General features: G+C 27.4%; 12 protein-coding genes and 1 pseudogene. 6 read left to right on the top strand and 7 right to left on the bottom strand.

The window, feature by feature from the left end; genetic code table 11:
• Positions 1–195 precede the first annotated feature (195 nt).
• Positions 196–531, bottom strand: coding sequence for a hypothetical protein (locus QZ146_RS05120; RefSeq protein WP_295722580.1), 336 nt, complete (start codon positions 529–531; stop codon positions 196–198).
• A gap of 254 nt (positions 532–785) precedes the next feature.
• Positions 786–1,157 carry a hypothetical protein gene (locus tag QZ146_RS05115; protein ID WP_295722579.1) on the bottom strand — a complete coding sequence of 124 codons (372 nt, stop codon included), beginning with the start codon at positions 1,155–1,157 and terminating at the stop codon, positions 786–788.
• Between the two features lie 405 nt (positions 1,158–1,562).
• Here QZ146_RS05115 and QZ146_RS05110 point away from each other — a divergent pair, with 405 nt between their 5' ends.
• On the top strand, positions 1,563–2,819 hold the full coding sequence (locus QZ146_RS05110; protein WP_295722578.1) for an adenosylhomocysteinase: 1,257 nt from the start codon (positions 1,563–1,565) through the stop codon (positions 2,817–2,819).
• 104 nt (positions 2,820–2,923) lie between these two features.
• Complete coding sequence (locus QZ146_RS05105; RefSeq protein ID WP_295722577.1) at positions 2,924–3,577, top strand: DUF2119 domain-containing protein; 654 nt, start codon at positions 2,924–2,926, stop codon at positions 3,575–3,577.
• Between the two features lie 6 nt (positions 3,578–3,583).
• Here QZ146_RS05105 and fen read toward each other — a convergent pair whose 3' ends face one another.
• From fen to cyaB, 5 genes are all read right to left on the bottom strand, one after another.
• Positions 3,584–4,567 carry a flap endonuclease-1 gene (fen, locus tag QZ146_RS05100; protein ID WP_295722576.1) on the bottom strand — a complete coding sequence of 328 codons (984 nt, stop codon included), beginning with the start codon at positions 4,565–4,567 and terminating at the stop codon, positions 3,584–3,586.
• 101 nt (positions 4,568–4,668) lie between these two features.
• Positions 4,669–5,238, bottom strand: a complete 570-nt coding sequence (locus tag QZ146_RS05095; protein ID WP_295722575.1) for a chorismate pyruvate-lyase family protein — start codon at positions 5,236–5,238, stop codon at positions 4,669–4,671.
• A gap of 129 nt (positions 5,239–5,367) precedes the next feature.
• Entirely contained in the window at positions 5,368–6,618 is a 1,251-nt protein-coding gene (hacA, locus tag QZ146_RS05090) for a homoaconitase large subunit (RefSeq protein ID WP_295722574.1), read from the bottom strand.
• A gap of 466 nt (positions 6,619–7,084) precedes the next feature.
• Positions 7,085–8,257: a homocitrate synthase family protein gene (locus tag QZ146_RS05085; protein ID WP_295722573.1), complete on the bottom strand. Its 1,173-nt coding sequence runs from the start codon at positions 8,255–8,257 to the stop codon at positions 7,085–7,087.
• A gap of 380 nt (positions 8,258–8,637) precedes the next feature.
• Complete coding sequence (cyaB, locus tag QZ146_RS05080) at positions 8,638–9,192, bottom strand: class IV adenylate cyclase (RefSeq protein WP_295722572.1); 555 nt, start codon at positions 9,190–9,192, stop codon at positions 8,638–8,640.
• A gap of 231 nt (positions 9,193–9,423) precedes the next feature.
• On the opposite strand from cyaB, the gene QZ146_RS05075 reads away from it, so the two are divergent.
• The 4 genes and pseudogenes from QZ146_RS05075 to QZ146_RS05060 all read left to right on the top strand — a co-directional run bounded on the left by QZ146_RS05075 (position 9,424) and on the right by QZ146_RS05060 (position 17,690).
• On the top strand, positions 9,424–9,969 hold the full coding sequence (locus QZ146_RS05075; RefSeq protein ID WP_295722571.1) for a TATA-box-binding protein: 546 nt from the start codon (positions 9,424–9,426) through the stop codon (positions 9,967–9,969).
• Positions 9,970–9,981: 12 nt separating this feature from the next.
• Positions 9,982–11,657: pseudogene (gene serB, locus QZ146_RS05070) on the top strand (phosphoserine phosphatase SerB).
• 747 nt (positions 11,658–12,404) lie between these two features.
• Positions 12,405–14,570, top strand: coding sequence for a DNA topoisomerase I (topA, locus tag QZ146_RS05065; RefSeq protein WP_295722570.1), 2,166 nt, complete (start codon positions 12,405–12,407; stop codon positions 14,568–14,570).
• 384 nt (positions 14,571–14,954) lie between these two features.
• Positions 14,955–17,690 (top strand): STT3 domain-containing protein, encoded by a 2,736-nt coding sequence (locus QZ146_RS05060; protein ID WP_295722569.1) that lies wholly within the window; start codon positions 14,955–14,957, stop codon positions 17,688–17,690.
• Positions 17,691–17,777: the final 87 nt, after the last annotated feature.

Raw genomic sequence — 17,777 nt, 5'->3', positions numbered from 1 at the left:
ATATATTTTATGAAAATTTTTCGCAAAAAACAAAAAATCAAAAATTTTAACCTAAAAAATCACAAAAACAAAATTACCAACTAACAAATTGACAAATACCCTTTTAAAATTAACCACTCAAAATAATTCACCTTTTAATTATATTGTATTTTTTCTTCTTTTATTTATCACAGTTTTAAATACCAGTTAATTGAACTAATGTCCCCTAATTCTAGATGTAGCATTGTTAAATATACTATCAAGTATTATTACATTACTACTATCTACATATATTGCACCTCCATTTTTAGAGGACCTTGTGTTTATAAATTCACAATTTTTAATGTATAAACTACCTGCTCCAATGTTTCCTATTGCACCGCAGGTAATATTTCCTTTTAAATTAATAAATCTAGAATTAATTATTTTAGAGTTAGATGTTTTAAAATAGAATGCAGGGGCATAAGCAGAGGAACAATTTGTAAAAATAATATAATCTGCATAAATAGTTGAATTATCTTCACAATAGATTTGTGACCATTTGTTAAACATTTTAGAGCTTATATTGGAATGGATGATATTGAGATAGCTATCTCTTACATATATTGATGATGCTGTTTTTGCATAATTATCAATAAATTGGCAATTATTACAGTTAAGGGTGTTATTATTGATAAGACATATAGCTCCAGCTCTTGTATTTGCGTAATTATTGATAAAACTAATATTATTTAATGTTAGATTCCCTCAACAGTATATTCCTGCAGCAGTTTCACAATATCCTCCTTTTATAATAAGATTCTTTATTACAATATTATCTCCTGTAATTTTAAATATTCTTGATTTATTATTTCCATCAATTGTAAATCCTTTACCGTCAAGGACAAATTATTTTTACTTATAACAATACCTGTATCTTTATCTGTATTATTATTGAATTTGTAGTTTTCAGTTAAATTCAGTGAATCTTCTGCAGATTTTATTTCATTACTTAAATCAGTGAATGATTTTTCTTCATTTTCAATATTGTTATTTTGTGGTGTTTTTGAAAAATCACTATTGATTTTTATATTAATGTTTTCATCATTTTGATTTAATTCTATACTATCACTTACTTGGTCATTTTTAAATTCTATTGTAGAAACCGTACCTATGGATATAAGAAGTAGTAATAACAATCATAATTTTCATTATCTTAATTTTTATCACCTAATTAATTGTTTATAAATCATAATAAATAATCTTTTATATTTGACCAATATTCAATTAATTTACTATTTTAATTTCTTTTTTTCATCTATGAATTCATTATAGCTTTTTAATTTTTTTAAAGTTATTAACTTTAAACCTATCTAATCACATTATATTTATATTAAAAATAAACAAAAAATATATATTAATTGTTTTAATTTTTATTTAATTTTTATTTATATTGTGAAAACTTATTTTAGTTTAGTAAGTTTAAATACTAGACCATACATATAATAATTATGTTTTTTTATAAATTAATTTTTTTTTAAATTAATATAACTTTAAACTATTTATTAATTTTGATTCTAAATAAAAATAATATTGTGATGTTTATGAGTAATGTAAAAGATATGTCTCTTGCAGATGATGGAATAATGAAAATCGAATGGGTACAAAAGCATATGCCTGTTTTAGAACATATTAAAGAAGTATTTAAAGAAGAAAAACCATTTGAAGGAATCACTATTGGTTCTTGTTTGCATTTAGAACCTAAAACCATCAATCTTGGTTTAACATTACAAGCAGGTGGTGCGGAAGTAGCTATGACTGGTTGTAATCCTTTATCTACTCATGATGATGCAGCAGCAGGTGCAGCTGCTTTAGGCTTAAACATTTATGGTTGGAGAGAACAAACAGAAGAAGAATATTATGAAGCTATTGATGATGTATTAAGTCATAAACCGGATATCATTATTGATGACGGTGCAGATATGATTATGTATTTACACAGTAAAAGAACTGATTTATTAAGTAATATAATGGGAGCATGTGAAGAAACTACTACTGGTGTTCACAGATTAAAAGCAATGGCTGATGATAAAGCATTAAAATTCCCGGTTATTGCAGTAAATGATGCTTACACTAAATATTTATTTGATAACAGATATGGTACTGGTCAATCATCTCTTGATGCAATAATGGGTACAACTAATATGTTAATTGCAGGTAAAAATTTCACTGTTTGTGGTTACGGATGGTGTGGCCGTGGAGTTGCAACTCGTGCTCAAGGTTTAGGTGCAAATGTAATTGTAACTGAAGTTGATCCTATAAGAGCACTTGAAGCTAGAATGGATGGTTTTAGAGTAATGCCAATTAGAGAAGCAGTTAAAATTTCAGACATTATAATTACAGTTACTGGTAATATTAATATTATTTCTGGGGATGATTTCAAATACATGAAAGATGGTTGTATGCTTTGTAATTCTGGACACTTTAATGTAGAAATTAACAGACAAGATTTGGAAGCTCAATCTACTAGTGTTAAAACTGTTCGTGAAAGTATAGAAGAATTTACTATGAAAGATGGCAGAAAATTATATCTTTTAGCTGATGGTCGTCTTGTAAATCTTGCAGCAGCAAGTGGTCAAGGACATCCTGCTGAGATTATGGATATGAGTTTTGCTGTACAGGCTTTATCTGCTAAATATATTCTTAATAATAATGGAAAAATGGATGTTGGAGTTATGAAAGCTCCTGATGAAATTGATTATGAGGTTTCTAGTTTAAAATTAAAATCTATGAATATTGAAATTGATTCAATTTCAGATCGTCAAAAAGAATATATGGCAAATTGGCAGGAAGGAACATAATTTTAATTATTTTCCTTAATTTTTTTCTTTTTTATTTATTTTACATATTTTACTTGCCCTAGTTATTTTAATTTTTAGATTTTATTTTTATAACTTTTGATAATATGGTATATTTTCAACACATTGATAATGGTAAGGGTCCTGTTAAATTATTTATTGGGGGAGTTCATGCTAATGAAGGCAAAACCTCTATTAAATTAATTAAACTTTTAAAAAAACCGGATTTTTCAAAGGGTCAGATTTATATTTATAACTTTGATAAATCTCCATATATTTCAACTGTTGATAAAGAGTTTTACACATCAAAACAAGGTTTAAAAATAATCGATTTAATTAATTTATATAAACCTGACTTCTACACAGAACTCCATTGTTATAATATTAATAATTTTCACAGACTAACAGATATGTCCCGTTTAAAAACTCAAGGTGTTCCACCTTTAATTGACTGTGGAGATTATGTATTAGTAAGTTCAGTTTCACCATTAATACGTAGAAAATGTTTTACTCCAGAGACAATATGTCAAACTTTGGAAATTCCTTGTTTAGATGATAATAAAGTTAAATTTGCAGAGGATAATTTCCAATTTTCTAAAGAAGCATCAATCAACCGTTATATGGACATTTTAAAATTAATTACAAAATCTACTAGTCGTTTGGATTTTACTAAAAAAATTTCAAAATCTTATCCTCATCAAGTAGACCTTGCACGAGAATATGTTAAATATGTTTTTGGAGAATCATTTCCTCCATTTTAATTTATATTAAAACCAGTCTTCTAAACTCCTTTGAGTAGTATTTAATTTTTTCATTTTATCTGTAGTATTTAACACACGTTCTTTTGAAAATCCATGATTTTCACATAAGAACTCGGTAATTTTATCGTTATCTACACTTTTAAATTTAATTTTATATTTTGTATTAACATCGGGATTCATGAAAATTTCTCTTAAAGTAAATAGATTAGTTTTAGGTTCTACATCCAAATCATTTAAAACTTCTTCCAAACTTTTATCTTTTAATAATTTCAAGCCTTTTCTAACACCAATGCCATGTACTCCATCATTGAAATCAGTACCTACAAGAAGTGCCAAGTCAATTAATTCTTCTCTTGTAAGATTAACATGGTTTAGTACTTTTTCAAGCTCCATATACTCGAGATTAGATAATCCACCACTTAAGGTAAGGTTTCTAATACTTCTTGGAGAACCAAATAACAAACAATCATAATCCTGTGATGCAACTGCCCACGCATCATTATTTAAAACCATATAGGATGCTTGTGCTTCACCTTCTCCTGATGCTTGAACATAAGGTATTCCCATATAATCAAGTAATTCTTTTGAACTTTCTATAATATATGGGGTCATTCTAGAGGTACGTATTGCATATTTACGTGCAAGTTCTTCATCGCCTGCTTCTACTGCTTTTCTCCATTGTTCTTCTGATTTTTCTTTAATTTCTTGACGTTTGTTTATGGTACTTGCTTTATGCTCTGATGGTTTACCATCAAATACATAGATAGGTTTTATGCCTTTTTCAACAATAGATGAAGTTCTATATAATATACCACTTAAATGGGAAGTAATATTTCCATTTGCATCTTTAAGAGGAGTACCATCTCTTTGTCGAATACCTGATAAAAATTGATAAATAGTGTTATATGCATCTATAGCTATTGTTCTACCTTCCAAATCTTTTAAACTAATTTTTTCAGGACTTGCAATATCTTTAAATTTCACTCCCATTTAATCACCATAGTCAATTTATTTTAAATTTAAGTCGTGGATTTTATTTTAATCTTAAGCATTGAATTTAAATTTAACTTATTTTACAAATTTAATTAAACTTAATATTCACTAATATTTTCATTAAAATAACTTACAGGGAAAATTTCTTCAATCCACATAAATATTTCACCATCTTTAATAATATCATAATCTCTGGTTAATACATCTTCATCAGTATTAAAGATTTCCTTAATATATTTATTAGGTTTTTCAATATGTATATTTTTGATTTCTCTTCTAGATTCGACGCGGTATTTTTTTAATATTCTGCCGATTGGAATTTTACCAGATCTTAAATCTAATTCCATCCCCTCGCTTAATCTTTCAAGAGGAATATAACTTAATGCATGAATTAAAGGTTTATCCTCTTTATGCATTAAAATTATTCTACTTGCAACTTCATTTCCTTCTTCAATGTTTAAATGTTCTGCAACTTCTTTGGATGCTTTTTCAATATGTTGTTCAATGGTTGTAAAATCAATTTTACCATATAAAACATCTAATATTGCAGTAATGGACCCATCAGTTGAAAGTAGGATTTTTTGCGTATTTGAAAATTTTCGCCCATAACTACTTTCAAGTTTTTCTACTTTTTCAATTAATCTAATATTTATATTATTATCATCCATATTTTCACATTCTATCAATAGACCTAAACTTAAATACTTCTTTTTACATTTATCATTTTTTTTTAATTGTTTTTTAAAGTTCCATTAATTTAATAATTTTTTCAGGTTCTAATTAATTTAATATAAAAATTAAATATTTTCTGGTTTTTCAATATATCCTTTAATTGCTGAAGCTGCAACTACTTTAGAGTTTGCAAGATACACTGAAGAGTTAGAATCTCCCATTCTCCCTTTAAAATTCCTATTTGTTGTTGATATTGAAGTTTCACCTTCGCTTAAAACACCCATATGTGCACCAAGACATGGTCCACATCCAGGATTACATACTATTGCACCAGATTCAACAAAGGTTTCAATATAACCTTTCTCTATTGCCTGAAGGTATATTTCACGTGATGCAGGAAGGATTATTAAACGAACATCTTCATGGACTTTCTCTCCTTTAAGTATATCTGCAGCTTGTTTTAAATCTATTAATCTACCATTTGTACATGAACCAATAACGCCTTGGTCAATAGAGGTTCCTTCAACTGCACTAATATTTTTTACATTGTCTACATCATGAGGACATGCTATCTGTTCTTCAATATCATCAATATTAAAATAATACTCTTTATAATATTCTGCATCTTTATCTGAACGTTTTATATTAAGTTCATTTTCTTTTTTACCAGTTCTTTTTGCAACATATTTTAATGTTTCTTTATTAGGTTCCATTATTCCGTTTTTAGCACCCATTTCTATAGCCATATTGGTAATAGTCATTCTACTTGCAACATCTAACTTATCAATAGTCTCTCCAAAAAACTCAGCAGCTTTATAGGTAGCTCCTGCAATACCAATTTCGCCAATAATATTTAAGACTATGTCTTTTGAAGTAAGATTATTCAATTTACCTTCCACATTAATTTTTATAGATTCAGGAACCATAAACCAAGTTTTACCAGTAGCATAAACCATTGCAATATCTGTTGCACCCATTCCAGTTGAGAATGCTCCAAATGCTCCATAAGTACATGTATGTGAATCTGCACCTACTATTAATTTTCCAGGTTCTACAAGACCTTTTTCTGGAAGTACCTGGTGGCAGATACCTTCTCCATTAATGTAATGGTGGGTAATTCCATGTTTTTTAATAAAGTCCCTTGTAACCCTTTGAAACTCAGCAGAACCAATAGTATTTGCAGGTACATTATGGTCAAATATTATAGCTATTTTTTCACTGTCCCATACTTTATCTGCTACTTTTTCAAATGTTTTAATAGCAGGAGGAGAAGTACCATCATGACTCATAGCTAAATCCACATCAGCTTCTATAATTTCTCCAGGACTAACTTGATGACCCACTTTCTCAGATAAAATTTTTTCTGTAATATTCATTTTTACACTTTAATTTTCTATTATAATTATTTTGTAAATTTTAAAATTATAATTAACTTTTATTATACATATTTTTAGTTAATATTTTTATAAATATTTTGATGTTTAATATTTTATTAAATAATAATTTCCATTAAACATAATTATTATATTATTTTTAGAATTTTTTACCAATAATTTTATGATTAATAAATAAGCTTAAATTATAATTTTAGATTATATATTAAAATTAATTAGCTTTAACTAATATAAAATGTTAACAATATTATAATTAACTCAAATTTTAACTAAGTTATCATTTTTAACTAATATTAATCAATTTATTAATTAAAATAATTCTGATTAATTAATTAAAATTAATTATAAACTTAGATTATTTAGATTAAATAAATAAATAAATTAAAATAAGTTGTTGATTTTAAGAAATATTTTAAAAAAATGATTTAAAAAAATAAAAGAAGAAGTTTTATGGGTCTGCAAGGTTAATATTTCTAACAATTTCTTTAAAAACATCATCGTTAATATAAGTTCCTTTTTCTCTTGTTTTCTTAACTTCTCTTACAATTTCGCATAACTGATCATCACTAACTTTATAACCACATGCATCAAGCTTTGCTTTTACTGCTCTACAACCAGAATGTTTACCTAAAACTAACTGTCTTTGTTGACCTACAAGCTCTGGAATATATGGTTCATAGGTTAATGGTTCTTCAATAACTGCATCTACATGAATACCTGATTCATGTCTAAATATATTTTTACCAACAACTGGTTTATTATATGGTATATCAAGTCCCGTTGCTTGAGAAACAAGAGATGAAACCTCTTTTATATGTTTTGTTTTAAAACCTAAATCTTTTCCATATAAAATTTTAAGTGTCATTACTAATTCTTCAAGTGAAGCGTTACCTGCACGCTCACCAATACCATTTACAGTAACTGAAACAGCACTTGCACCTGCTAAAAGACCTGCAATTGAATTACTTACAGCAAGTCCAAAATCATTATGACAATGCATTGCAATATCAGTTTTTATATCTTTTTTAAGCTCTTTAACTAAATAATCAATTCCTTGTGGAGTTGCTGCTCCAACAGTATCTGCAATATGAATTCTATTTACATTATAACTTTCAGCTTTTTTATACATTCTTTTTAAGAAATCTAAGTCTGATCTTGTTGCATCCTCTGCTGAAAATGCTACAAACAGTCCATGGTCTTTTGCATATTCAACAGAACGCATACATAAGTTTAAAGCTTGTTCTCTTGTAAAATGTAATTTATGCTCAAGATGTAAATCGGATGCACCCATAAATGTAATTATTCCATCAACATCAGAATCTAATGCAGCATCAATATCATCTATTTTTGTTCTTGCAAGACAGATAATTTGTGCATCTAAACCTTCGTTTGCAATTTTTTTAACAATGTTTCTTTCAGCATTAGATACTATTGGAAAACCTGCTTCAATTTGGGGAACTTTAAGTTCATCTAATTTTCTTGCAATAGACACTTTTTCATCGCTACTAAATGCAACACCGGGGGTTTGTTCTCCATCACGAAGTGTTGTATCATAAACGGTTATGTCTTTTTTAAATTTGTATTTAACTTCTTTATTATAAGGACTTACAAAGTATTGCAAATCTCTCACTCCATTGCTTTTTCAATTTTAATATTATCTTTTAAAACCATATACTCGAAATATATTCAATAAATCTATTTATTTAATTTATTTAATTTATTTAATTCTTATGGATAAAAGTTTTAAACTAATTTTGTTTATTCAGATTATGTAATTCTTATGGATAACTAATTTAAGATTATAAAAAATTTTTAAATTTATAAAAATATTTAAATATTTATCATATTTGTTCTTTGAGTATTTAAAGGATTAGACAATAAGCTTAGTTAAGGCCTAATGTTTCATTTTTTAATGAAATAGATATTTATATTTATTAAGTTTATTATCGAATCTTTAATTTAGATGGAATAAAAAAAGAATAATCGATAAATCTAATTTAGTTAATTTTTCTTATTATCAAGGTTTTCAAGTAGTTCTAAATATGAAGTTCTCTCAAAACCATCTGTTATACCTAATTTTTCAAATAATTTAAAAATTTCTTCTTGGGCTTTGGTGTAATCGGCACCTTCCTCAACTACTGTTTCTATTTCCATATAGGGACTTAAACCATAAACATTATCAAGACTTATTTCGTAATTTTCATATTGGAAATATTCTCTATCTTTTATAACTTTTCGAACAGCTTTAAAACCTAATGATTCAAAGATTTTTTCTGCTTTCATTTCACTTTCTATTTCCATTTCAACTTCTTTACGAGTTTTGCTTTTTTCATCAATTTTAGGTCCTTTATAAGTAATGAATATATGGTTTCCTTTTTCAGATGAGGTTTTTCTAATCCTTAAAGCTTCATCAGTTTTTGCAAAGTCTTTTATAGGACTATTAAAATATATATCTTTTTGATGTTCTTCTTTAATTTTTAAAGCATTTAATTTAAATATCCTATTACGCATATTCTCAAAATTATCAATTTTTGCTTTGGCTTCAACTTCAATCATTCTAATAACTTTCCTTTCAATTTTTCTAAAGATTTTTTAATAAACTTATATTATTTTTTATATTGTATATTTAATGATAAAAAAATTTATTTTTAATTAAGTTTATATACTATTTAAATACAAAGTTATGTATAGTAAAAATTTTAATTTAATATTTGATTTACTTATTTTTCAAATTATATATAAAATATTTACTTACTTTTTTTTAAAAATATAATTTGGAGGTTTATAATGACCGATGTTGATATCAAAATAGAAAACATTGTGTCTTCTGCTAGTATTGGTAAAGATATAGTACTTACTGAAGTTGCTAAGAATTTACCTGATGTAGATTTTAACCGCGAGCAATTCCCTGGTTTAGTTTTCAAACTTAAAGATCCAAAAACTGCTGCTTTGATTTTTAGTTCAGGTAAATTAGTATGTACTGGTGCTAAATCTATAGATGACTCAAAGTTAGCTATTAAAAAAACTGTTGATCTTATGAGGGTCATTGATAAAGAAATTCCTCATGAGTTTGAAATTAAAATTCAAAATATTGTAGCTTCAGCAGATTTGGAATCTGCATTAAATTTAGAAGCTGTTGCTTTAGAATTAGAAAACACCGAATATGAACCAGAACAGTTCCCTGGTTTAGTATATCGTCTAACTGATCCTAAAGTAGTTTTATTATTATTCGGTTCAGGAAAAGTTGTCTGTACCGGTGCAAAAACTCGTAGCGATGCTAAGCTTGGAGTAGAAAGAGCTTACGACAGGCTTAAAGAGTTGGATTTAATATAATTGGTGATCGTTTTGATTAAACTTATAGTATTTGACTTAGATAATGTTATAATGAATGGAGAAGCAATAGATGAAATAGGGAAAATTGCAAATGTAGAAGATCAAATTGCTGAAATTACTGATAAGGCAATGCATGGTGAACTCGACTTTGAAACTTCAATTCAAGAAAGAGTAAAACTTCTTGAAGGTGTTTCTGTTGAAGATATTGTTGAATTAAGAGAAAAAATCCCTCTCACAAATGGTGCTGAAGAGACTGTCAAATCCTTAAAAGATAATGATTATGAGGTAATTATTATTAGTGGTAGTTTTGATATTATTGCTGACCCATTAAAAGAAAAATTAGGAGTTGATGGTATTTTTGTAAATTCATTAGTAGAAGAAGATGGTGTATTAACTGGTGAAGTAAATGGGGATTTAGTTTCCGGTTCTAAACTTGATGTTTTAAATAATTATATTGCAAATAAAGATATTTCTTTAGAAGAATGTGTGGCTATTGGTGATGGAGCTAATGATATTTCCATTATTGAAGCTGCAGGATTAGGTATTGCATTTAATGCAAAACCAGCAGTTAAAGAAATTGCTGATATCATTGTTGATGAAGAAGATTTAACTACAATTTTACCTGTTATTGAAGCAAAAGCTACTGAAGATGCTGAAGCTGAAGAAGAAGTTGTTGAAGATGAAACTGTTGAAGCAAACGATGAAACTGCAGATGATGTTGAAGATGAATCTGTTAGAGCTGAAGCTGAAGATGTAGTAGATGAAGAAGTTTCTGAAGATGAAGAAGCAGCTGATGTTGAAGCTGAATCTGAAGAAGCTGATGAGGAAATTATAGAATTTAACGATGATTTTGTTCTTGCAGACACTATTGAAGGTGTAAAACAACAAAAAGTTGAAAAAGAAGAACAAATCGCTAAAATTGTAGAAGAAAGGGAACATTACAACAGGGTTGCTAAAGAACAACGTAAAATCCGTGATGAATTGAATGATTCCTTAAAAGAAAATTTAAACAAAGCTATTGAGTTTAGAGACCAACGTAATACAATTAACAAGGAAGTTGAAGCAGAAAAAAAGTTGCGTAATAAAGCGAATAAAGACCTTAAAAACTTAGAATGGTCCTCAGGTAAAAAAGATAAAGTCAAACTCGAAAATGAAATCAAAAAGATTGATAAGATCATTGAAACTAGAGTTTTAGATATTAAAAAAGAAAATCAGCTTGTTAAAAATGCAAATGACCTTCGTAAACAATTAATGGATGTTCATGAAGATGATAAAAATAAAGAACAAGCTCAAGAATTTAGAAAAGAATCTGAAGATCATCATGCTAGAGTTGTTGAACTTTCAGAACAAGCTCAAGAAGCTCATGAACAAATGTTACACTATTTCAGAAAAACTGATGAAATTAGGGCTGCTGCAGATGAAGCTCATAAATCTTTTGTTGAAGCTAGAAAAGCTGCATCTAGTAAACATGAAGAATTTAAATTAGTTTTAAGTGAAATTCATGTAATTAATAAAAAACTTGGTACTTCTAGACCAAGAAAACGTAAATCAAATTCAAAACAATCTGCTCCAAAGAAAAACACTGAAGAAAAAGAGAAAGCTGAAAAAATATCTTTGATAAATTTAAACACGGTAAAAAATTATCTACAGAAGAGCTTTTACTTTTACAAAAGTATGATATAAACTAATGTTTATATCTTTTTTCTTTTATTTTATTTTATTTTTAGGATTGTTTTTTAATTAAAGCCACTATTTTTCTTATTTTAAGCCATGTTCTTAAAAAAGTCATGATTTTTATTTATTATCAAATAATAATGACTATTATTAATGATTTTTAAATATCTAAACTTATTTTATCATTAATTTTCTTTAAAAATTAACATTATACGAATTAAAACATAATTTATTTTTTAAATTAATATTCAATCATTAATAATAATATAAAGAATTATTCTTTTTAATCATATTTTATAATATACATAATAAAATAAGGTATTTTCTTTTCGTCTATAATAATATAATATATAATATAAGGAATCTTCTTTTCACTCATTATAATATATATTTATAAATAGGGCATTTTTTCTTTTCACTCTTTTAGAAAATATAACATCTTAGTATTAGTGCAATTTAATTTTAATGAAAAATTTTATATATATTAATTGTATATTAGATAAAAGTAAGAAGATTTAAAGTCTTTTATTCTAAAATTTTTAATAAACTTAACTTATTATTTCTTTAAAAATTTTAATAAATTTACTTAAATTTATAATTGTCGGGATTTTACTACATATTTTAATAAATTAATATGAAATCTCAATAATAATCTAAGTTTAAAGTCAAATAAATTTATTTATATTTTTTGAAAATTTAATTAAATTTTTCAAATTTTAATATTATGATTTTTTTAAAATCAAATTTTAATGTGATAAAAAATGAATGAATTAATTATTTGTGAGAAACCAAAAGCAGCTGAGAAAATTGCTCAAGCTTTATCAAGCCATCCTAAAAAAGGTAGATATAATAAAAAAGTTAATTATTGGGAATTGGAAAAGGATGGTAACAATATTGTAATTGTTTCTGCAGTTGGTCATTTATATTCATTAAGTCCTAAAAATTCCAGAGACACATATTATTTTGATTTGGAATGGGTACCTGCATTTGAAATAAATAAATCCAGTAGATTTACTAAAGATTATTTAAATGCAATAAAGAAATTTGCAAAGGATGCAGATTCTTTTACTCATGCTTGTGATTATGATGTTGAAGGAACCTTAATTGGTTTTAATGCATTAAAATATGCATGCGGTATTAAAGATTTCTCTCAAGTTTCTAGAATGAAATTTTCCACTTTAACAAAAAAAGATTTACTTGAAGCATACGACAATAAAATAGATTTAGATATGCCACAGGTTGAAAGTGGTATTGCAAGACATATATTGGATTATTATTTTGGTGTTAATATTTCAAAAGCTTTAATGTTATCTGTTAGAAAATCAAAATCAAAATACTTAAAATTATCAGCAGGTCGTGTTCAAACTCCTACTCTTTCCATACTTACAAAAAGAGAAAAAGAAATCAAAAAGTTTGTTCCAGAACCTTACTGGTTAATTAAAGCATTACTTGAAAATGAAATTATAGCAGATCATGTAGATGGTAAAATCTTTGATAAACAGCGTGCAGAAAATATTTATAAAAATTGTAAAGGTTCAAATGCTGATGTAAGTAGTGTTAAAATCTCAAGAACTATTAGAAAACCTCCAATACCTTTTGATTTAGGAGGCCTTCAATCTGAATCCCATTCTGTTTTTGGATTTTCTCCTAAAAAAACTCAGCTTATTGCTCAGAATTTATATACTGGAGGATACACTTCATACCCTCGTACTTCTTCTCAAAAATTACCAGAATCTTTAAATTATAAAAATATTTTAATTAATCTTTCTCAAAATGAGGAGTATAAAAAACACATTACAGATTTACCTAAAAAATTAAAACCAAATGAAGGTAAAAAAACTGATGCTGCTCACCCTGCAATTCACCCTACAGGAGTACTTCCTGAAAAATTAGATAAGGATGAGCAAAAGATTTATGATTTAATAGTTTATAGATTTATAAGTGTTTTTTCAACTGAATCTGAACTTGAAACTATGAAAGTTAATCTTAATGTTGCAGAGGAAGGTTTTGAATTTAAACGTAAAAGAGTCTCTAAAATGGGATGGTTAGCTCATTATCCATTTAAAAAGGTAGAAAATGATAGTTTTCCAGATCTTAAAAAAGGAGATAAGGTTAAAGTAAAAGATATAGTATCTGAAGAGAAGGAAACTAAACCTCCTGCAAGGTATAATGAAGCCTCTCTTATTAAAGAACTTGAAAAAAGAGAATTGGGAACTAAAGCTACACGTGCAGATATTATTGATAAACTTTATGATAGAAAATATATATCTGGTAAAAAAATTGAGGTTAATCAGTTAGGTGAAAATATTATTGATACTTTAGAAGAATATTGTAAGGATATTACCTCAGAAGAGTTAACTCGTAATTTTGAAAAGGATTTAGATAAAATTAGAGACAGCAAACTTACAAGGGGAAAACTTGTAGATGATGCATATTATGAGGTTCGTAGCATCCTTTCTGATATTCAAAAAAATGAGGAGGATATTGGCCCAAAACTTTATGATGCATATATGAAAAGCCAGATTGTTGGTAAATGTGCATGTGGCGGAGATTTAATTAAAAGATACTCTCCAAAAACTAAAAATAGTTTTGTAGGTTGTTCTAATTATCCTGATTGTAGAGTAATTTATAATCTTCCAAAAGGCGCTAACTTCCTTAAAAAGAAATGTCCTACTTGTGGCCTTCCTATTATTTCCTATGGTAAACCACGTCAACATGCTTGTCTTGATCCTAATTGTGGTAAGGAAAATGTAAAAACGAATAAAGTTCTTGAAGTAGTGGGAACTTGCCCTAAGTGTGGTAAAGAATTAATTAAAAGGCATGGGCGTTATGGTGAATTTATAGGTTGTAGAGGTTTTCCTAGTTGTAGATTCACATGTAATGTTGATGAGTTGGATAAAGCACTTGAAGAATCTAAACAGGAGTAGCTTTTTATAATAATCTTTTTATTTTTCTTATTTTTTATTAAACTAATTAGAACATTAATTTTTTTATAAATAACAATTAATGATTAAAATTTATTTTTATTTTTTTTAATTTTTTTAGTTTTATAATATTTATTTAAAAATAAATACATATATTTAAAAACATTAAAAAAGAATATTATTAATGAATAATATTTAAATATTATTTGAATAATTAATTTTAAATCTTGAATTAATTTTAAATTCAATAATTTTTTATTAATTTTAATATAATAAATAAATATTTTATTTAATTTAAATTTAATATCATTAATTTTTTTAAATTAGGTATACTTAATTTAAAACTTTTTAAAAAATTTTTTAATTAGAAATGTAACAGAGGATTTTATGAATACTAATACAAAGAATATAATTAAATCTGTAGTAATCGTCCTCATACTTTTAGCTTTTGTATTTGCATTAAGGGCTCCAGCAATAGAATTAAATGGACTCCCTTCTGATATGAAAGCAGAATATGTTGATTCATCTGGTCTTCCTTACTTTTCAGAGATGGATTCATATTATAACTTAAGGATGACTCAGAATTATATTGATCATGGTTACTATGGAGATACTTTGGTTAATAACACTCAGGTGGATAATCACAGATTTTCTCCTTATGGTATGAATACTACATATAAAATGGGTATTGGTGTGACTACGTCATGGATGTATAATTTAGCTCAGTTATTCGGTGATTTTGATGTTAAAACCGTAGCTTTTTGGACGGGAGCTATTATATCTTGTTTAGCAGTTATTCCTGCCTATGCTATTGTAAGGAGAGTTACTAATGATTATGGTGCAATAGCCGCATCTTTACTTATTGCATTGTCTCCTAACTACTTTGCACACACATTCCCGGGTTTCTTTGATACAGATATGTTTATTTTTATATTCCCACTGTTCACGATTCTATTTTTCATTGAAAGTATTCGGTCGGATAGGAAGATATATAAAATATTATTTGTAATACTTTCAGTTTTATCTATTATGGGATTTGCAGAGTCTTGGGATGGTTATGTATTTTACATAGCTATGTTAGCTTTATTTATTGTAGTGTACTTAATACTTAATTTTTATATGAATATTAAGCATTCTCATGAGAATGTTTCTCTTTCAAGCAAGATTAAGGAATATCTTTTACAACGTGAAGTATTATCAATAATCGGTCTTGTTGTTTTACTTGTAATTGCACTGACTATTGTTGATAGTTCTGGAGTATTTGGTATTGTCAATAATGTTTTAGGAGGTTTCTCATTACAAGCTACAACCACTCTTACTGGTTTTCCTAATGTAGGAGTATCTGTTGCAGAGCTTCAAGTTCCAGCATTAATATCTGGTGGATTATCAGGATCTTTCTTAGCTAATACTGGTGCTGCTATAAACGGTATTGGAGGTATAACTTGTTTATTCGCTGCTTTAATAGTTCTTTACATATATGTGAGCAGATTATTTAAATTAAGTAAAACCTCTACAAATAAAACTTCTACAGGTAAATTACCTAAAAATCTAAGAGAATCAACTTCTAAAAAAGCTGATAAAAGGTTTTCTTTCTCTCTTAGTGATATTGTTGAATTCGCCTCTCAAGATGAGGTTGTTAAATCAAGAAAAGAAACGATATTGTACTTAACATTATTTATTGTATGGACATTTTCAGCTGCAGTTGCAGTAACTCAAGGTGCAAGGTTTATTACATTATTAATCTTACCATTTGGGATACTTACAGGTATTTTTGTAGGTTATGCTGCAGATTATATTAAGGCTAGAAGAATAGATGATAAAAAAATTATAGCTACGATTATTATAGCTGCAATTATCGGATCTTATCCTATTATTGTCCAAGTAAATCATATTTTCGGTATTGTTTTAATGGTAGCACTTATTATTATTGCTGCAATTTTATATCAACTTAAAAAACCCTTGGTTTATAATGATATACCATATACAAAATATCTAGCAATATTCTGTATATTCTTAGCTATTGTTTCTCCAACAGTATGTTTTGCTCACTTAACTAGCCAAAATATTGTTCCAGGTACTAATGATGATATGTGGAATTCTATGGAATGGATCAAACAAAATCAAGCTAATGATACAGTAATAAGCTCATGGTGGGATTTCGGTTATTTATTTGAGATTGCAGCAGATAGACAAACCATATTTGATGGAGGTATGCAAGGTTCAGAAGGTAGGGCCTATTGGCTAGGTCATGCAATGACAACGGATAATTTAGAATTATCTGCAGGTATTTTCAGAATGCTTGGTACTAGCGGTTATGATCCAATATATAATCAATTGATTCCTTATACTAATGGAAGTAATGGTACTACTGTAAAAATACTAAATGAAATTTTACCTCAGTCTAAATCTGAAGCTCAAAGTACTTTACAAAGTAAATACCATGTTTCAAGTGGGGATTCTGCGGCTATTATAAAGCTTACGCACCCTGATAATCCAAAACCAGTTATATTTGTTGCAAGTTCAGATATGCTTGCAAAAGCAGGTTGGTGGACTTACTTTGGTAATTGGAAATTTGATGGTGATGAAACAGAAGCCTACCAATACTACACTGGTAAAAACCAAACAGTTCTTAATGCTTCGGGCCAAACAGGTGAAATACCAATGCATGAAGAGTTTGGTATTAATTTCACTGCTAAAATTACAAGAGGTAGCTCTAATAATACTAGCGCTCAAATAGTATCTAAATTTGCTAATAATGGTAGTGAAGTTAAACTAAATGGTTCTACCTATAATCCATTAAAAGCAAGTAATCTACTTGTTATTGAAGATGGTTATCTTGTTAAAAATGAAAGTATTAAAGGTGCTAGTGATGGTAATTACACCTTATACGTATTTGGATATAATGGTACATACAATGCTGTATTAATGAGTAATGAACTTGTTGATTCGATGTTTACTCGATTGTATCTTTTAGGTGGTTATGGTCAAGACATATTTACTCAGGTACATATGGCAAATGGTGTTTCATTGTGGCAAGTTAATTTTGAAAATACGGCTGCAGGAGGAAGAAGCTCCTCTTCAACTGTTGATGTTTCGAATTCTACAAATGGGACTACGTCCTAGCTATTAATAGTTAAGATTTTTATCTTAACTTTTCTTTTTTTATTTTTTTTAAATCTAAATTATACTAATATTTATATAATTTGACCT

It is taken from the genome of uncultured Methanobrevibacter sp. (assembly GCF_905235195.1).
In the GTDB taxonomy this organism is placed as follows: Archaea; Methanobacteriota; Methanobacteria; order Methanobacteriales; family Methanobacteriaceae; genus Methanarmilla.
This window is presented reverse-complemented; position numbering and strand designations above follow the sequence as displayed.

Bases quoted from the DNA above. Each gene is read 5' to 3' on its own strand.
- QZ146_RS05120 (WP_295722580.1), bottom strand. From the start codon at position 531: ATGTTTAACAAATGGTCACAAATCTATTGTGAAGATAATTCAACTATT.
- QZ146_RS05110 (WP_295722578.1), top strand. From the start codon at position 1,563: ATGAGTAATGTAAAAGATATGTCTCTTGCAGATGATGGAATAATGAAA.
- QZ146_RS05105 (WP_295722577.1), top strand. From the start codon at position 2,924: ATGGTATATTTTCAACACATTGATAATGGTAAGGGTCCTGTTAAATTA.
- fen (WP_295722576.1), bottom strand. From the start codon at position 4,567: ATGGGAGTGAAATTTAAAGATATTGCAAGTCCTGAAAAAATTAGTTTA.
- QZ146_RS05095 (WP_295722575.1), bottom strand. From the start codon at position 5,238: ATGGATGATAATAATATAAATATTAGATTAATTGAAAAAGTAGAAAAA.
- hacA (WP_295722574.1), bottom strand. From the start codon at position 6,618: ATGAATATTACAGAAAAAATTTTATCTGAGAAAGTGGGTCATCAAGTT.
- cyaB (WP_295722572.1), bottom strand. From the start codon at position 9,192: ATGATTGAAGTTGAAGCCAAAGCAAAAATTGATAATTTTGAGAATATG.
- QZ146_RS05075 (WP_295722571.1), top strand. From the start codon at position 9,424: ATGACCGATGTTGATATCAAAATAGAAAACATTGTGTCTTCTGCTAGT.
- topA (WP_295722570.1), top strand. From the start codon at position 12,405: ATGAATGAATTAATTATTTGTGAGAAACCAAAAGCAGCTGAGAAAATT.
- QZ146_RS05060 (WP_295722569.1), top strand. From the start codon at position 14,955: ATGAATACTAATACAAAGAATATAATTAAATCTGTAGTAATCGTCCTC.